Source organism: Klebsiella sp. GG_Kp146 (assembly GCF_040061975.1).
Classification (GTDB): Bacteria; Pseudomonadota; Gammaproteobacteria; order Enterobacterales; family Enterobacteriaceae; genus Klebsiella; species Klebsiella quasipneumoniae.
In genome coordinates this window covers 337,617-353,886 of record NZ_JBEAHA010000013.1, presented here as the reverse complement: position 1 = coordinate 353,886, position 16,270 = coordinate 337,617, and the positions used below count along the sequence as shown (strand labels likewise).

Annotated in this window: 16 protein-coding genes; 1 reads left to right on the top strand and 15 read right to left on the bottom strand. The window is 55.4% G+C overall.

Annotation, left to right across the window (positions count from 1 at the left end):
• Position 1: 1 nt before the first annotated feature.
• From rnhB to rpsB, 15 genes are all read right to left on the bottom strand, one after another.
• A complete protein-coding gene (rnhB, locus tag ABLU95_RS16115; RefSeq protein ID WP_004204458.1) occupies positions 2 to 601 on the bottom strand; it encodes a ribonuclease HII in 600 nt (199 codons plus the stop codon).
• A complete protein-coding gene (lpxB, locus tag ABLU95_RS16110) occupies positions 598 to 1,749 on the bottom strand; it encodes a lipid-A-disaccharide synthase (protein WP_023292050.1) in 1,152 nt (383 codons plus the stop codon). The genes rnhB and lpxB overlap by 4 nt, the downstream gene beginning before the upstream one ends.
• Complete coding sequence (gene lpxA / locus ABLU95_RS16105) at positions 1,749 to 2,537, bottom strand: acyl-ACP--UDP-N-acetylglucosamine O-acyltransferase (RefSeq protein WP_004204455.1); 789 nt, start codon at positions 2,535 to 2,537, stop codon at positions 1,749 to 1,751. Before lpxA ends, lpxB begins: the two co-directional genes overlap by 1 nt.
• 3 nt (positions 2,538 to 2,540) lie before the next feature.
• On the bottom strand, positions 2,541 to 2,996 hold the full coding sequence (fabZ, locus tag ABLU95_RS16100; protein ID WP_004145858.1) for a 3-hydroxyacyl-ACP dehydratase FabZ: 456 nt from the start codon (positions 2,994 to 2,996) through the stop codon (positions 2,541 to 2,543).
• 105 nt (positions 2,997 to 3,101) lie between these two features.
• Entirely contained in the window at positions 3,102 to 4,127 is a 1,026-nt protein-coding gene (lpxD, locus tag ABLU95_RS16095) for a UDP-3-O-(3-hydroxymyristoyl)glucosamine N-acyltransferase (RefSeq protein ID WP_087825061.1), read from the bottom strand.
• Between the two features lie 3 nt (positions 4,128 to 4,130).
• The gene (skp, locus tag ABLU95_RS16090; RefSeq protein ID WP_002889325.1) at positions 4,131 to 4,616 is read right to left on the bottom strand and encodes a molecular chaperone Skp; all 486 of its coding nucleotides are present in this window, start codon (positions 4,614 to 4,616) and stop codon (positions 4,131 to 4,133) included.
• A gap of 121 nt (positions 4,617 to 4,737) precedes the next feature.
• Complete coding sequence (gene bamA / locus ABLU95_RS16085; RefSeq protein WP_023292048.1) at positions 4,738 to 7,167, bottom strand: outer membrane protein assembly factor BamA; 2,430 nt, start codon at positions 7,165 to 7,167, stop codon at positions 4,738 to 4,740.
• 31 nt (positions 7,168 to 7,198) lie between these two features.
• Positions 7,199 to 8,551, bottom strand: a complete 1,353-nt coding sequence (gene rseP, locus ABLU95_RS16080; RefSeq protein ID WP_087776502.1) for a sigma E protease regulator RseP — start codon at positions 8,549 to 8,551, stop codon at positions 7,199 to 7,201.
• A gap of 11 nt (positions 8,552 to 8,562) precedes the next feature.
• On the bottom strand, positions 8,563 to 9,420 hold the full coding sequence (gene cdsA / locus ABLU95_RS16075; RefSeq protein WP_023292047.1) for a phosphatidate cytidylyltransferase: 858 nt from the start codon (positions 9,418 to 9,420) through the stop codon (positions 8,563 to 8,565).
• Between the two features lie 12 nt (positions 9,421 to 9,432).
• Positions 9,433 to 10,191: a (2E,6E)-farnesyl-diphosphate-specific ditrans,polycis-undecaprenyl-diphosphate synthase gene (ispU, locus tag ABLU95_RS16070; protein WP_048298630.1), complete on the bottom strand. Its 759-nt coding sequence runs from the start codon at positions 10,189 to 10,191 to the stop codon at positions 9,433 to 9,435.
• A 237-nt stretch (positions 10,192 to 10,428) separates the two neighbouring features.
• Entirely contained in the window at positions 10,429 to 11,631 is a 1,203-nt protein-coding gene (ispC, locus tag ABLU95_RS16065) for a 1-deoxy-D-xylulose-5-phosphate reductoisomerase (protein ID WP_044521082.1), read from the bottom strand.
• A 228-nt stretch (positions 11,632 to 11,859) separates the two neighbouring features.
• On the bottom strand, positions 11,860 to 12,417 hold the full coding sequence (frr, locus tag ABLU95_RS16060; RefSeq protein WP_002889308.1) for a ribosome recycling factor: 558 nt from the start codon (positions 12,415 to 12,417) through the stop codon (positions 11,860 to 11,862).
• A 150-nt stretch (positions 12,418 to 12,567) separates the two neighbouring features.
• Positions 12,568 to 13,293, bottom strand: coding sequence for a UMP kinase (gene pyrH / locus ABLU95_RS16055; protein ID WP_002889306.1), 726 nt, complete (start codon positions 13,291 to 13,293; stop codon positions 12,568 to 12,570).
• Between the two features lie 147 nt (positions 13,294 to 13,440).
• Complete coding sequence (gene tsf / locus ABLU95_RS16050) at positions 13,441 to 14,292, bottom strand: translation elongation factor Ts (RefSeq protein ID WP_004151930.1); 852 nt, start codon at positions 14,290 to 14,292, stop codon at positions 13,441 to 13,443.
• A gap of 119 nt (positions 14,293 to 14,411) precedes the next feature.
• A complete protein-coding gene (rpsB, locus tag ABLU95_RS16045; RefSeq protein ID WP_004204447.1) occupies positions 14,412 to 15,137 on the bottom strand; it encodes a 30S ribosomal protein S2 in 726 nt (241 codons plus the stop codon).
• Positions 15,138 to 15,460: 323 nt separating this feature from the next.
• Here rpsB and map point away from each other — a divergent pair, with 323 nt between their 5' ends.
• Complete coding sequence (map, locus tag ABLU95_RS16040; protein WP_004204446.1) at positions 15,461 to 16,255, top strand: type I methionyl aminopeptidase; 795 nt, start codon at positions 15,461 to 15,463, stop codon at positions 16,253 to 16,255.
• The last annotated feature ends 15 nt before the right edge of the window (positions 16,256 to 16,270 follow it).

The window sequence follows — 16,270 nt, the reverse complement described above, 5'->3', positions numbered from 1 at the left end:
CTTAGTTGGACGCCAGGCCCAGGGCACGCTTCACCGGGCCGAAACTGCGCCGGTGATGCTCTGTTGCGCCGTGTTCCTGCAGCTTCTGCAGGTGAACAGCGGTGGGATAGCCTTTATGCTGGGCAAATCCGTAGTGGGGAAATGCGAGGTCCAGCGTGGCCATTTCTGCGTCACGAGTGACTTTTGCCAGAATAGACGCTGCGCTGATTTCTGCCACCCGGCTGTCGCCTTTCACCACCGCCAGGGAGGGCATCGGTAGCGACGGACAGCGGTTGCCATCGATCAGGACAAACTCGGGCACAATGCTCAGGCCGGCGACGGCGCGCTGCATCGCCAGCATAGTGGCATGCAGGATATTCAGCTCATCGATCTCATGCGGCTCGGCGCGCCCAAGGCTCCAGCACAGCGCTTTCTCTTTAATCTCATCGAAGAGCGCCAGTCGACGCTTCTCGCTGAGTTTTTTGGAATCATTCAGACCCACAATCGGCTTCGCCGGATCGAGGATCACCGCCGCGGTCACCACCGCGCCAACCAGGGGGCCACGCCCGACCTCATCGACGCCGGCAACCAGATGGGTATGCGGATAGACGAACTCCATCATTGTTTTGCTAACTCCAGTACGGCATCCGCCGCCTGCTCATCGGCGTTGCAGCGGATCTGCTGATGCAGCGCGCGGAATGTCTCATGCATCTCATGGCTGGTTTTGCCATCGGCCAGCAGCGGCTGCAGGGCGGCAGCCAGCGCCTGCGGCTCGCACTCATCCTGCAGCAGCTCTTTAACCAGCTCGCGCCCGGCCAGCAGGTTCGGCAACGAGACGTAGTCGGTTTTAACCAACCGCTTCGCCAGCCAGAAGGTGAACGGCTTCATGCGATAGCCAACCACCATCGGGCATTTCGCCAGCATACACTCCAGCGCCGCCGTCCCGGAGGCCAGCAGCGCGGCGTCGCTGGCGATCATCGCATCGCGCGCCTGGCCGTCCAGCATATGCACGATCATATCCGGCGCCGTCTCAGCTTTAATTCGCTCAAACTGCTCCCGCCGTTTAGCATTAACCAGCGGCACCACCACCTGCAGATCGGGATAGGTAGCCCGCAGAAGCTGCGCGGTTTTCAGAAAGTCCGCGCTGAGCATTTCGACTTCCGCGCCGCGGCTACCGGGCAACAGCGCCAGGCAACGCACGTCGTGCGGGATACCTAACCGGTCGCGCGCGGCGCCTTTGTCAGGATCCAGCGGCATCGCATCCGCCATGGTATGGCCGATAAAGCGGCAGGGAACGTTAAATTTGTCATAAAACGCTTTTTCGAAAGGCAGAAAGGCCAGCACCAGATCGGTGGATCTGCCGATTTTGAAAACGCGTTTTTGTCGCCAGGCCCAAACCGATGGGCTGACGTAGTGAATGGTTTTGATGCCCTGCTTTTTCAGATTCCCTTCGAGGGTAATATTGAAGTCAGGGGCGTCGATACCGACGAAAACATCGGGACGCAGCTCCCCGAAGCGGCGGGTCAAATCGGCGCGAATATGGAGTAAGCGACGCAGGCGACCGAGCACTTCAACAATACCCATCACCGCCAGCTCTTCCATTTCGTACCAGGCTTCACACCCTTCCGCCTGCATCAGCGGTCCCGCCACGCCGACAAAGCGCGCATTCGGAATGCGTGCTTTGAGGGCGCGGATGAGGCCAGCGCCAAGAATATCGCCGGAGGTTTCTCCGGCGACCAGGGCAATCGTCAGGGGACGCTGTTCAGCCATTAACGAATCAAGCCGCGGGTAGAGCGGGCGAAGAAATCGACAAACGGCTGAACTTCAGGATGCTGAGTCGCCAGTTCGGCGATCTCCGGCTTGGCTTCTTCCAGCGTCTTGCCGCTGCGGTACAGCAGTTTATACGCGTTGCGGATCGCGGTAATCGCTTCCCGGCTGAAGCCGCGGCGTTTCAGGCCTTCGATGTTGACGCCGAACGGCGTCGCATGGTTGCCCTGGGCAATCACGAACGGCGGAACGTCCTGCGCTACGCCGGAGCAGCCGCCAACCATAACGTGTGAGCCAATGACGCAGAACTGGTGCACCGCAGTCATGCCGCCGATAATGACATAATCATCCAGCGAAACATGGCCCGCGAGCGTCGCGTTATTGGCCAGGATGCAGCGATCGCCAAGCGTACAATCGTGCGCCACGTGGGCGTTGATCATCAGCAGGTTATCGTTGCCCACCTTTGTTAATCCACCGCCCTGTACTGTGCCGCGATGAATGGTGACGCTTTCGCGAATGCGGTTGCGATCGCCAATTTCCACCCGGGTTGGTTCGCCAGCATATTTCAGATCCTGGTTAACTTCGCCGATGGAAGCGAACTGATAGATCTCGTTGTCACGGCCGATTTTGGTGTGGCCGTTAACGACAACGTGAGACTTCAGTACGGTGCCTTCGCCGATTTCGACGTTGGCGCCAACAATACAAAACGGACCAATGTGGACGTTAGCGCCAATCACGGCGCCTTCTTCAACAATGGCGGTAGGATGAACAAAAGCGGTTTTATCAATCACGTATCAGGCCTCCCGGCTACGCGCACACATCATCGTCGCTTCGCAAACCACTTTACCGTCAACCAGCGCAACGCCTTTAAAACGGGTCAGGCCGCGGCGGGTTTTCTCGAAAGTGACTTCCATAATCATCTGATCGCCTGGTACTACCGGGCGTTTGAAACGTGCTTCATCGATACCCGCGAAGTAATACAGCTCGCCTGGTTCCAGTTTTCCAACGCTTTTGAATGCCAGAATCCCGGTGGCCTGCGCCATTGCTTCCAGAATCAGGACGCCCGGCAAAATCGGCTTACCAGGGAAATGCCCCTGGAAAAACGGCTCGTTTACAGAAACATTTTTTACTGCGCGCAGAAAACGACCTTCTTCAAAATCCAGCACGCGGTCTACCAGCAGGAACGGGTAACGGTGAGGCAGAAGTTCCAGAATCTCTTCAATGTGCAGAGTATGAGTGTCAGTAGTCAAAATACTCTTCCTGTCTAAATGTACTAAAAGGCAATAATAACACGGCCTGCGGCAATCTTTTAGCGAATGCAACAGGCCGGAAATGTCATGTGACCAAATGATGAATTAGTCTTGTTGATTAACCTTGCGCTCAATCGCTTTCAGGCGCTTGCTCATCTCGTCAATATTCATCACCAGCGCAGCGGTTTTACGCCACGCCTTGTTCGGCTGCAGCGGAATACCGGAGGAGTATACGCCAGGTTCGCTGATAGGACGCATCACCATCCCCATCCCCGTGACGGTGACCTTATCGCAGATTTCCATATGGCCGTTAATCACGCTGGCGCCGCCAATCATGCAGTAGCGGCCGATTTTCAGGCTGCCTGCCATGATGACACCGCCGGCAACCGCGGTATTGTCGCCAATCACCACGTTATGCGCAATCTGGCACTGGTTATCAATGATAACCCCGTTGCCAATCACGGTATCGTCCAGCGCGCCGCGGTCAATTGTGGTGCAGGCGCCGATCTCCACGCGATCGCCAATAATGACGCGACCCAGCTGCGGGATCTTCACCCAGTTGCCGCGATCGTTGGCGTAGCCGAAGCCATCCGCGCCGATCACCGTGCTGGACTGGATCAGGCAATTCTCGCCGATCTCAATCTCATGGTAAATGGTCACATTGGCCCACAAACGCGAGCCGGCGCCTATTTTCGTATTTTTCCCAACGAAGCAGCCTGCGCCGATGACCACGTTATCGCCCAGCTCTACCCCGGATTCGATAACGGCGTTGGCGCCGATGGCAACGTTGCTACCCAGCTTCGCCGTCGGATCGATAACCGCGCTCGGCGCGATATCCTGTGCCGGCTGCGGCGTGGTATCCAGAATTTGAGCCATGCGCGCGTAGGTCAGGTAGGGATTACGCACTACCAGCGCGGCGCTATGGGCAAAAGGCAAATCATCCTGCGTCATCACAACGGCAGAAGCCTGGCAAGCGGCCAGGTGTTCACGGTACTTAGGGTTGACCATGAAAGTGATTTGGCCCGTTTTCGCGCTCTGCATGGACGCAACGCCGGTGATGACGATATCGCCATCACCGTGTAATTCTGCATCCAACTGCTGCGCAAGATCAGCCAGTCGAATTGAAGGCATTACTTATTTAACCTGTTTCAGCACATCAGCGGTGATGTCTTTTACATCGCTGCTGTTGTATGCAACGGCATTCGCGTCAACCACCAGATCGATGCTCTGATCTTTCGCTACGCTCTGTACGGCAGTCTGGATACGGGTCACCAGTTTGCCACGCTCTTCGTTGGAACGACGAGCGCGATCCTGTTCAAACGCCTGCGCTTTCTGGGAGAAGGTCTGGCGCTGAGCCATCACGTCTTTTTCCAGTTTGGTACGATCGGCGCCCGGCTTCATGGACTGCAGACGCTGCATTTTAGACTGCAGGTCGCCTTCCATACGCTGCAGTTCGCTAGCGCGGCCTTTGAACTCGTTTTCCAGCGTGTTGGAAACGCCAGTTTTCTGGGCAACCTGTTGGAACAGGCTGTTCATGTTCACCAGGGCAATTTTATCTGCCGCCTGAGCGGAAGTTACCATTGCCAAACCCAGACCTGCAGCTAATAACCACTTTTTCACAATAAACTCCTTACCATCCCATGAGTACCCAGGGGTACCGTTATTTGCGTGGCGAGGCGATAAACGCGTTATCGCCTACGGTCAGCGCTATACTGCACTTGCATTCCATTGCCGCCAACAATTACCAGGTTTTACCAATGTTAAACTGGAACTGTTCGGCTTTGTCTCCATCGTACTTTTTGAACGGTTGGGCGTAGGAGAAGACCAACGGCCCCAACGGCGACATCCACTGCACGGCAATACCCGCAGACATACGGATGTTGCTCGGATCGCTGTAATCCGGATAACCGCCATACGCGCTCGAATCCCAGTGAGTATCCCATACGGTACCCATATCCCAGAAGAAGGAAGTCCGGACCGAGTTCGCATATTTGTCACTAATGAACGGCGTCGGGGTAATCAGCTCCAGGCTGGCCACCGCCATCGCGTTACCGCCCACCGCATCATCGGATTTACACGGTGCGGATTCGGTGCTCTTACATTCATTATCGTAGCTGTCATCATCGTCATGACGGCTGCTTGCCGGGAAATACACTGCCTTCGGACCAATGGTGTTCGACTGGAAGCCACGCACGGTGCTGGAGCCACCGGCATAGAAGTTCTCATAGAACGGCATCTCTTTGCCGCCGATACCATCGCCATAGCCAAAGCGGGTACGACCCAGCACCACCCATTCATGATCGTTGTCGATCGGCACATAGGTGGCGGTATCCAACGTCGCTTTGTAGTATTCGTTGTCCGAACCCGGAATGGTCACTTTACCGTTCAGGTTGACGCGCGAACCTTCCGTTGGGAAGAAGCCGCGGTCAAGCTTGTTATAGGTCCAACCGTAGTTGAAGGTGAAGTCATTCGCACTGAACGAGTTCCGGTCGTTGGTGTTGTCCGGATACTGGCCCATCGAGTTCAGGTAACGCCACATCGCCACCTGCGGCTGCATATTGGACAGGGAGTTATGCACATACCCGACGCCGGCGCGCAGCGTGTTGTATTCGTTGACCGGGAAGCCCAGCGTGATGTCTGTACCATAGCTTTTGTTGGTATAGTCAGACAGATCCGCATCGTTCGCATCAAAGTCATTATAGAAGACACGGCCGCCGAGGCTCACACCGTCTACGGTGAAGTACGGGTTGGTCACCGACAGCTCGGTATAGGTTTGGTAGTCGTTTTTGGTGCCGTTGATCCCGACAGCATAGCCAGTACCTAACCAGTTATCCTGCTGAACGCCCGCCTGGAAGCTGACGCCGCTCTCGGTACCGTAACCGATACCGAAGTTGAAGCTACCGGTGTTACGCTCTTTCACCTTGTAGACTACATCGACCTGGTCCGGGCTGCCCGGGACGCGCTGGGTATCGGTATCGACCGTTTCGAAGAAGCCTAAACGGTTGAGACGGTCTTTACCCTGATCGACGAGGTCGCTGCCCAGCCACGCGCCTTCCATCTGGCGCATTTCGCGGCGCAGAACGGCATCTTTGGAGGTGTCGTTGCCTTCGAAGCGAATTTTACGCACGTAATAGCGGTTGCCCGCATCGACGTTGACGTGCAGCTTAACGGTTTTATCGCTGTCGTTGATCTCCGGCTGCGACTGCACGCGCGGGTAGGCGTAACCATAACGACCCAACAGTTTCTTGATGTCGTTTTCCATCTTGGTCACTTTCGCGCCGTTATACAGTTCACCCGGCTCGACTTTGGTCAGCGCTTCGATTTCCGCGGAATGGCCGGCGAGGTTGCCCGTCACCTGCACCCCGGAAAACTTGTACTGATCGCCTTCGGTGATGTTGACGGTGATGTAGATCCCTTTCTTATCCGGCGTCAGGCTGACCTGGGTAGAATCGATGTTGAAACGGGCATAGCCGCGATCCAGGTAGTAGCTGCGCAGGGTTTCAAGGTCGCCCGCCAGCTTCTGCTTCTGGTATTTACGGTCGCCGACCACGTTCCACCACGGCACTTCATCACGCAGCTGGAAGTGGGAGATCAGCTCATCAGTCGAAAACGCATGGTTGCCGACGATGTTGATCTGCTGAATTTTAGCGGAGACGCCTTCCTGGAAGACCAGTTTCAGGTCGACACGGTTTCGCGGCAGCGGAGTAACCACCGCTTTGACGCTGGCGCTGTATTTACCGACGCTGTAGTAGAAATCCTCGAGACCCTTCTCGATGTCCGCGATGGTCGTGCGGTCAAGCGACTCGCCCACCCGAACGCCAGAGGCCTCAAGGTTCTGCTTGAGCATGTCATCTTTCACCGACTTGTTGCCGGAGAAGGTGATGCTGGCGATCGTCGGACGCTCTTTCACCTGCACCAGCAGGGTATCACCATCGCGCAGGACGCGGACGTCCTCGAAGTTGCCAGTGGCAAACAGCGCGCGAATAGTGTTACTGATATCATCGTCGGTCACCGTATCGCCAGGACGCACTGGCATACTGAGGAGGGCCGCACCAACAGCGACACGCTGCAAGCCTTCGAAATGAATGTCCTTCACCACGAACCCTTCAGCACCGTATACAGTCGCGCTGCTAAACAGCAGCGACGCTATGAGCAACTTTTTCATCGCCATCGTTATTATGCGTTCTTCCTAACAAACTCTCTTATAACCGAGAGAAATCATTGAAAAGTGCAAGCCCCATTAACAGCACCAGCAGTATTGAGCCAATGCGATAACTAAAGTCTTGAACTCGCTCGGATACCGGCCCGCCCTTCAGCTTTTCAATCGCCAAAAACAGCAGATGTCCCCCATCCAGTACGGGTAGTGGGAACAGGTTGATGATTCCGAGGTTCACGCTAATCAGCGCAAGGAACATCAGATAATAAATCAACCCAAACTCCGCTGACATTCCAGCCCCCTGAGCGATAGAGATCGGCCCACTGAGGTTGTTCAGTTTGACATCACCGGTTATCAATTTACCCAGCATCCTGACCGTCAGCGACATCAGCTGCCAGGTTTTATCCGTGGCTTCAGCGATGGCGGCAAACGGTCCGTACTGACGTACTGTCTTGTATTCTTCAGGCAGCGGGATGACCTTTGGCACCACCCCTGCGAACCCTTCTGCCTTACCTTTCACCGTTTTTGCATCCGGCGTCAGGGTTAACGGCAGCGCACTCCCCTGCCGTTCAATCTCCAGCGCCAGCGTTTTGCCCGGATTATCGCGCACCAGATTAACAAACGTCATCCACTGCGTTAACGGTTGTCCATCGACTTTAACGATCCGGTCGCCCGCTTGCAAACCTGCTTTCTGAGCTGCCGAGCCCGCCTGGACTTCCGCCAGCACCGTATCAATCTGCGCGCTGCGCGGCTGGATCCCTAGCGACGTCACGGGATCTTGCTTGTCTGGCTCAAACGCCCAGTGCCGCAGATCGACGATTTTATCCTGGCGCTGATTGGTCCCGAAAGGGGCGACGGTAAGTATTGTTTGCGGGTTGCCGATTTTGGCCACCAGCTGCAGACGCACCGCATCCCAATCAGGCGTTTCGATACCATCTATCGCTTTAAGTTCCGTGCCTTTTGCAATTTGTGCTTGCGCGGCAACCGAATTGGGGGTTATTTCACCCACTACCGGGCGAACGCCAGGAACGCCGATGATGAAGACCAACCAGTAGGCAAAGATAGCGAAAAGGAAGTTAGCGATGGGACCGGCGGCAATCACCGCCGCACGCTGGCCGACGGTTTTATTATTGAAAGCGTAGTGGCGCATCTCCGGCGCCACCGCTTCAACACGCTCATCCAGCATCTTGACGTAGCCGCCCAGCGGGATCAGGGCAATGACGAACTCCGTACCCTGCTTATCCATCCGCCGCCACAGCGCTTTGCCGAAGCCGATAGAAAAACGCTCAACCCGGATACCGCAGCGGCGCGCTACCCAAAAATGGCCAAACTCATGCACCGTAATCAGTACGCCAAGCGCAATGATAAAAGCTGCCAGATTCCAGAGCACGCTCAGCATATAACCTTCCGTCAAATCGTCCTGAAGACTAACAGTAGCAGACAGGCGAAGACCGGCACCGCCGCCGTCAGGCTGTCGATACGATCGAGAATACCGCCATGTCCGGGAATCAAGTGCCCGCTATCCTTAATGCCGGCCTCGCGCTTAAACATACTTTCCGTCAGATCGCCCAGCACCGAAGCCAGGGCTGCCACCACCGAACAGACCAGCAGCACCGTTGGCGTAACGTCAAGATGGGCCCACACCCCGTAGGCCCAGGAGATCACCGCCGCGGTCAGCAAACCGCCAAAAAAGCCCTGCCAGGTTTTCCCCGGCGAGACCTTCGGCGCCAGCTTGTGCTTGCCAAACATTTTGCCAAACATATAGGCGCCGGAATCCGCGCCCCAGACCAGAATCATCACATACAGGAGCCACAGCGCGCCGCTGTAATGGTTATCGGTATAATGCCAGGCGCGCAGCGCCAGCATGCCCCAGAAAAACGGGACGATGGTCAGGATACCGAAGATAAGGCGCAGCACTTTCGAGTGCCGCCAGAATGCCGCCGACGCCGGATAAGAGAGCACCAGCAGCAGCGCGACGATCCACCAGGCGAAAGAGGCCCACAGCGAGCCTTCAACCATCGGTTGATGAACGTCATAATGGTATTCCGGCAGCAAAAACAGCATCGCCGCCAGCAGAAGGCCGCACAACACCGCCAGCCAGACCCGCTGCGACGTCGAGGTGAAACCGCTCAGTTGCCCCCACTCCCACGCGGCGAGCATGCAGACCACCAGGGTCACGATAGCAAACCCCATCGGCGGCAATAAAAACAGCGCCGCAATGACGACGGGGATTAAGACGAAAGCAGATATCAGGCGATACTTCAGCAAAAGTGACCCCCATCAGGCATGACTGCCACCCGGCTCAGTGCCGCCGAAACGACGCTCTCGATTAACAAAGGCATGGAGTGCACCTTCAAAGTCCTGTTCAGCAAAATCGGGCCAAAGAACATCCGTAAAGTAAAGTTCGGCATAGGCAATTTGCCAAATCAGAAAATTACTTATTCGGTGCTCTCCCCCGGTCCTAATAACTAAATCTACGGGAGCCAGTTCATGCATGCAGACCTGCTGACTCAGCATGTCTTCCGTGATCTGCTCAGGCAGCAGCGTCCCGTCCTGTACCTGTTTCGCCAGCAAACGAACGCCCTGGATAATATCCCAGCGACCGCCGTAATTGGCCGCAATATTCAGCGTTAAGCCGGTATTGTTCGCGGTCAGCGCTTCCGCTTTGCGGATACGCTCCTGCAGGCGCGCATTGAAGCGCGTGGTGTCGCCAATAATCCGCAAACGCACATTGTGTCGGTGCAGGCTTTTGACTTCGCTATCCAGCGCCCAGACGAACAGCTCCATCAGCGCACTGACTTCCTGAGCCGGACGGTTCCAGTTTTCGCTGCTGAACGCGTATAACGTTAACGCCTCAATTCCATTATTCGCCGCGAAAGAGACCGCGCGACGCACGGATTTCGCACCGGCCTTGTGCCCGAAAGCGCGAATTTTACCTTGCCGTTTCGCCCAACGGCCGTTGCCATCCATAATAATGGCGACATGACGGCAGCCATGTGTAGGCGATATTTCGCTGACAGTTTGATTAGCAGACAACATCACGCGTTTTAAGTCCATAATAAGGATTAACTAGCCACCAAACAGAGGCCACCGGGCCGCGCTGGATACGCATTTTTATCCGGTGCCGGGGCTGCAGCCAATCGCAGAGAACAACCAAAAGCTTTACGCAAAAAAGCCGTGTTTTGCCACGGCCACCGTAATCTTCAACAACAAAATGCAACGATCGGGTGGCGCAGACTATATCACTGAAGCTTTGCGCCCACAAATATCACCGCGTTACGCCTGGGTGACCAACCGCTTCAGCTGTTGATGAGCAACCGCGCGGGCCTCAGCGTCGATAACCAGAACGTCATCAATGCTTTGCGGCTCCAGCAGGTTCATCTTATCCAGCACCGCCAGGTTAACCGCCGCAATATCGGTAAAGCGGATATCGCCCTGCAGAAACGCGGCAACCGACTCTTCATTGGCCGCATTCAGCGTGGTGGTCGCCGCCTGGCCAACGTCAAACGCCTCCATCGCCAGCTTCAGGCACGGATACCGCGTATAGTCTGGCGCGGAGAAGCTCAGATTGCTCAGCTGACAGAAGTCCAGCGGCTTAGCCCCAGAGTTCAGCCGCTGCGGCCAGCCCATGGTATGGGCGATCGGCGTGCGCATATCCGGTTCCCCAAGCTGCGCCAGCACGCTGCCGTCCTGATAGCGAACCATCGAGTGGATCACCGACTGCGGATGGATAAGGACCTCCATCTGCCGGGCCGAGGCGTTAAACAGCCAGCGCGCTTCAATATATTCCAGACCTTTGTTCATCATCGTGGCGGAGTCGACGGAGATCTTGCGTCCCATCGACCAGTTGGGATGACGGCAGGCCTGATCCGGCGTCATCGCCGCCAGTTCAGCTACCGCTGTCTCGCGGAAAGGCCCGCCCGAGCCGGTCAGCAGAATGGACGAAACGCCGTTCTGCGCCAGGTCAGCGTATCCCAGATGCTGCTGAATTGTCTCCGGCATACTCTGAAAAATCGCGTTATGTTCGCTATCGACCGGCAGCAATCGCGCCCCCGACCGTTGAACCGCCTCCATGAACAAGCGACCGCAGGTCACCAGCGACTCTTTATTCGCTAACAACACCGTTTTTCCGGCGCGGATCGCCGCCAGCGTCGGCACCAGACCCGCAGCGCCGACGATAGCCGCCATCACCTGATCGACCTCCTCCAGCGCCGCGACCTCTGCAGCCGCCTGCTGGCCGCTCAGCACCTCGGTACGGCAGCCATGTTCCTGCAGACGGGTGCGCAACCGCTCAGCGCTTTGCGCATCGTCCATCACGGCGTAACGGGGGGTAAATTCAAGGCATTGTTCAACCATACGGTCAACGTTTTTCCCCGCGACCAGCGCGGCGACGGAAAAGCGACCGGGATTATGGCGTACCACGTCCAGCGTGCTACAGCCAATGGAGCCGGTCGAACCGAGAACGGTTAATTGCTTCATGAGACGTCCAGAAGAGTGGAAACAGAATAAAAAGCAAAACGCCGCCAGCAAGCCCCTACGCAGCAATTATCAGGGATAAGACGGCGGCATCAGGCCTTCAACTTAGCGCTAAAGGCTACAAGGCCAGCGGTCGCAACGCAATCCCGAGAATTGAGCGTACAGTCTTCTGTACGGCGTTTCGGATTTTACTCAGGCCAGACGCTGTCAGGCCCGAGTAAGGGCAGAGCATCAGAACTGCATCAGTTCCGCTTCTTTGTCTGCCAGCGCCGCGTCAACTTTCTTGATGGCGGCGTCAGTCATTTTCTGCACGTCGTCCTGAGAACGGCGATCGTCATCCTCGCTGATCTCTTTCTCTTTCAGCAGCGCTTTGACTTTGTCGTTGGCGTCGCGGCGAACGTTACGTACGGCAACGCGCGCCTGCTCAGCTTCACCACGCACGATCTTGGTCAGATCTTTACGACGCTCTTCGGTCAGCGGCGGCAGCGGAACACGAATATCGCTACCGGCAGAGCTTGGGTTCAGACCGAGGTCGGACGCCATGATCGCTTTTTCAACAGCCGCGGACATAGAACGGTCAAAGACGTTGATTTTCAGGGTACGGGAGTCTTCGACGGTGACGCTGGCCAGCTGGCGCAGCGGGGTCGGCGTACCGTAGTATTCAACAACAATCCCGTCCAGCAGGCTCGGAGAAGCACGACCCGTGCGAATTTTGCTGATTTGGTTTTTGAATGCTTCGACGCATTTTTCCATGCGGATTTCAGCATCTTTTCTGATATCGCTAATCACGTTACGAATCCTTGAAAGCTTGTCTCAGTCAGACCAGACGGGGCACCCGTCGGAAAATGAGCTAAGTATAGTCAGATTTAATGAAAATCACCGGGTAATATCCCCGCGAAAGTAAAGCGGAATCTTACCCGGATTTGGCGCTGACGGGAATTATTCCGTGATCAATGTGCCTTCTTTTTCGCCCATCACCACGCGACGCAGCGCGCCAGGTTTGTTCATGTTGAAGACGCGAATCGGCAATTTATGGTCACGCGCCAGGGTGAAGGCCGCCAGATCCATCACTTTCAGCTCTTTTTCCAGCACTTCGCTGTAGGTCAGCTGATCGTACATCGTGGCGGAAGGATCTTTGGCCGGATCGGCGGTGAATACGCCGTCAACCTTGGTGGCTTTCAGCACCACATCGGCTTCAATTTCAATCCCGCGCAGGCAGGCTGCGGAATCGGTGGTAAAGAACGGGTTGCCGGTACCCGCGGAAAGGATCACCACGCGGTTGTTGCGCAGCAGGCTGATCGCCTCTGCCCAGCTGTAGTTGTCGCACACGCCGTTCAGCGGAATGGCGGACATCAAACGAGCGTTCACATAGGCGCGGTGGAGCGCATCGCGCATCGCGAGGCCATTCATAACCGTAGCCAGCATGCCCATGTGGTCGCCCACAACGCGGTTCATACCCGCTTTCGCCAGACCAGCACCACGGAACAGGTTACCGCCACCAATTACTACGCCAACCTGAATACCCAGCTCAACCAGCTCTTTGATCTCTTGAGCCATGCGGTCAAGTATGCTTGCATCAATACCGAAGCCTTCTGAGCCCTGCAGCGCTTCGCCACTTAATTTCAGCAGAATACGTTTGTAGACGGGTTTTGCATTGGTAGCCATGTTTCTTTCCTGAGACTGTCAACGAATGAGATGTGAGAATTCCGGCGACATTGTATGTCGCATTTCAGCGCGGTCACTATAAGCAGTTGGCTGAATTTACAAAATGGGCGCAAAAAGAAGCCGCCCTCAGGCGGCTCCTTGTAAAAATTAAGACTGCTTGGACATCGCAGCAACTTCTGCTGCAAAGTCAGTCTCAACTTTCTCGATGCCTTCGCCCACTTCAAAGCGGATGAAGCCAGTCACGTCAGCGTTGTGCTCTTTCAGCAGCTGACCAACAGATTTGCTCGGCTCCATGACGAAAGGCTGACCAGTCAGAGAAACTTCGCCGGTGAATTTCTTCATGCGGCCTTCAACCATTTTCTCTGCGATTTCTTTCGGCTTACCGGACTGCATCGCGATGTCCAGCTGAACCTGGTACTCTTTCTCTACCACTTCAGCAGACACGTCTTCCGGCTTAACGAATTCCGGCTTGCTTGCGGCAACGTGCATTGCCAGCTGCTTAACCAGCTCTTCGTCAGCGCCTTTAGCGGCAACCAGAACGCCGATGCGCGCACCGTGCTGGTAGCTGCCCAGAACGTCGCCTTCCAGAACAGCGATACGACGGATGTTGATGTTCTCACCGATTTTAGCAACCAGGGCAACACGTTCTTCTTCGAACTGCGCTTTCAGAACTTCAACGTCGGAGATTTTACCCGCAACAGCGGCGTCCAGTACTTTGTCAGCAAATGCCTGGAAACCACCATCTTTAGCAACGAAGTCAGTCTGGCAGTTAACTTCCAGAATGTAACCGTAGTTGCCTTCGATTTTGGTTTTGATCACGCCGTCAGCAGCCACGTTGCCTGCTTTCTTCGCCGCTTTGATCGCGCCGGATTTACGCATGTTTTCGATTGCCAGCTCGATGTCGCCATTCGCTTCAGTCAGCGCTTTTTTGCAATCCATCATGCCTGCGCCAGTACGTTCGCGCAGCTCTTTTACCAGGGAAGCGGTAATTTCAGCCATTCTAAAATCCTCGGGAGATGTGGATACTGCCCGGCCAACGGCCAAACAGCGTAAATTGAAAAAAGGGGCCGGTAATGGGCCCCTATTCATACACGGTACTAATAAGGGCTTAAACCTTATTATTCAGCTTCTACGAAGCTTTCTTCCGCCTGAGAAGCCAGGTCCTGAGAGCGACCTTCACGAACGGTAGCAGCAACAGCGCCCAGGTACAGGCTTACTGCGCGGATTGCATCGTCGTTACCCGGGATAACGAAGTCTACGCCGTCCGGATCAGAGTTGGTATCAACGATAGCAAATACCGGGATGCCCAGGTTGTTTGCTTCTTTGATAGCGATGTGCTCGTGGTCAGCGTCGATAACGAACAGTGCGTCCGGCAGGCCGCCCATGTCTTTGATACCGCCCAGGCTGTTTTCCAGCTTGTCCAGCTCACGAGTACGCATCAGCGCTTCTTTTTTGGTCAGCTTGTCGAAAGTACCGTCCTGGGACTGAGTTTCCAGGTCTTTCAGACGTTTGATGGACTGACGAACGGTTTTCCAGTTAGTCAGCATACCGCCCAGCCAGCGATGGTTCACGAAGAACTGGTCGCAGCTCAGAGCAGCGTCTTTTACCGCTTCGCTTGCAGCGCGCTTAGTACCAACGAAAAGGATTTTACCTTTACGAGCAGCGATCTTGTTCAGTTCAGCCAGAGCGTCGTTGAACATCGGTACGGTTTTCTCAAGGTTGATGATGTGAACTTTGTTACGCGCACCGAAGATGAACGGCTTCATTTTCGGGTTCCAGTAACGGGTCTGGTGACCGAAGTGAACACCAGCCTTGAGCATGTCGCGCATGGAAACAGTTGCCATGTTTAAAACCTCTATAGATTAAATTGGGGTTATGCCTCCACGTATCCCATATTACCGACCCCGAAGGGCACCCCGGAATATGTGCCGATACGTGTGTGTTATTACACAAAGTGAGCGATGTCGCTTACGTCCCATCCTTGTGTATCTGAGATGGAACGGAAGTCCGGCGCGCTTTATATCACAAAATCCATCCAGACACCAACTCTTGTTGACGTCACGTGCTGTTAATGATTCTCAGTTTGGCACCAGCCTGCCCGGACTGTTACCATTGACAGGACTTACTCTATTATTGTCGAAAATATCGACACTGCTGGACATACTCCATGGCTATCTCTATTAAGACATCTGAAGATATTGAAAAAATGCGCGTTGCCGGTCGTCTGGCCGCTGAAGTGCTGGAAATGATCGAACCCTGGGTTAAGCCGGGCGTCAGCACTGGCGAACTGGACCGTATCTGTAACGACTATATCGTTAACGAGCAGAAGGCCATTTCCGCCTGTCTCGGCTATCACGGCTATCCGAAATCCGTCTGCATTTCGGTCAACGAAGTGGTCTGTCACGGTATCCCTGACGACGGCAAGCTGCTGAAAGATGGCGATATCGTGAATATCGACGTGACCGTCATTAAAGATGATTTCCATGGCGATACCTCCAAAATGTTTATCGTTGGCAAACCGACGATTCTCGGCGAGCGCCTGTGCCGCATCACTCAGGAAAGTCTGTACCTGGCGCTGAAGATGGTGAAGCCGGGCATCAACCTGCGCACCATCGGCGCGGCGATCCAGAAATATGTGGAAGCGGAAGGGTTCTCCGTGGTTCGCGAATACTGTGGTCACGGCATCGGCCGCGGCTTCCATGAAGAGCCGCAGGTGCTGCACTACGACTCGCCGGAAACCAACGTCGTGCTCAAACCAGGCATGACCTTCACCATCGAGCCGATGGTCAACGCCGGTAAAAAAGAGATCCGCAGCATGAAAGACGGCTGGACGGTGAAAACCAAAGACCGGAGCTTGTCTGCGCAGTACGAGCATACTATTGTGGTGACAGACAACGGCTGCGAAATTCTGACGCTACGTAAGGATGACACCATCCCGGCGATAATCTCGCACGATGAATGATGAAAAGCCGGCGCC

Excerpts from the sequence above, each read along its gene's own strand:
- ispC (WP_044521082.1), bottom strand. The coding sequence starts at position 11,631 with ATGAAGCAATTAACCGTTCTCGGTTCGACCGGCTCCATTGGCTGTAGC.
- lpxB (WP_023292050.1), bottom strand. The coding sequence starts at position 1,749 with ATGGCTGAACAGCGTCCCCTGACGATTGCCCTGGTCGCCGGAGAAACC.
- map (WP_004204446.1), top strand. The coding sequence starts at position 15,461 with ATGGCTATCTCTATTAAGACATCTGAAGATATTGAAAAAATGCGCGTT.
- rpsB (WP_004204447.1), bottom strand. The coding sequence starts at position 15,137 with ATGGCAACTGTTTCCATGCGCGACATGCTCAAGGCTGGTGTTCACTTC.
- ispU (WP_048298630.1), bottom strand. The coding sequence starts at position 10,191 with ATGTTGTCTGCTAATCAAACTGTCAGCGAAATATCGCCTACACATGGC.
- tsf (WP_004151930.1), bottom strand. The coding sequence starts at position 14,292 with ATGGCTGAAATTACCGCTTCCCTGGTAAAAGAGCTGCGCGAACGTACT.
- pyrH (WP_002889306.1), bottom strand. The coding sequence starts at position 13,293 with ATGGCTACCAATGCAAAACCCGTCTACAAACGTATTCTGCTGAAATTA.
- rseP (WP_087776502.1), bottom strand. The coding sequence starts at position 8,551 with ATGCTGAGCGTGCTCTGGAATCTGGCAGCTTTTATCATTGCGCTTGGC.
- rnhB (WP_004204458.1), bottom strand. The coding sequence starts at position 601 with ATGATGGAGTTCGTCTATCCGCATACCCATCTGGTTGCCGGCGTCGAT.
- lpxD (WP_087825061.1), bottom strand. The coding sequence starts at position 4,127 with ATGCCTTCAATTCGACTGGCTGATCTTGCGCAGCAGTTGGATGCAGAA.
- bamA (WP_023292048.1), bottom strand. The coding sequence starts at position 7,167 with ATGGCGATGAAAAAGTTGCTCATAGCGTCGCTGCTGTTTAGCAGCGCG.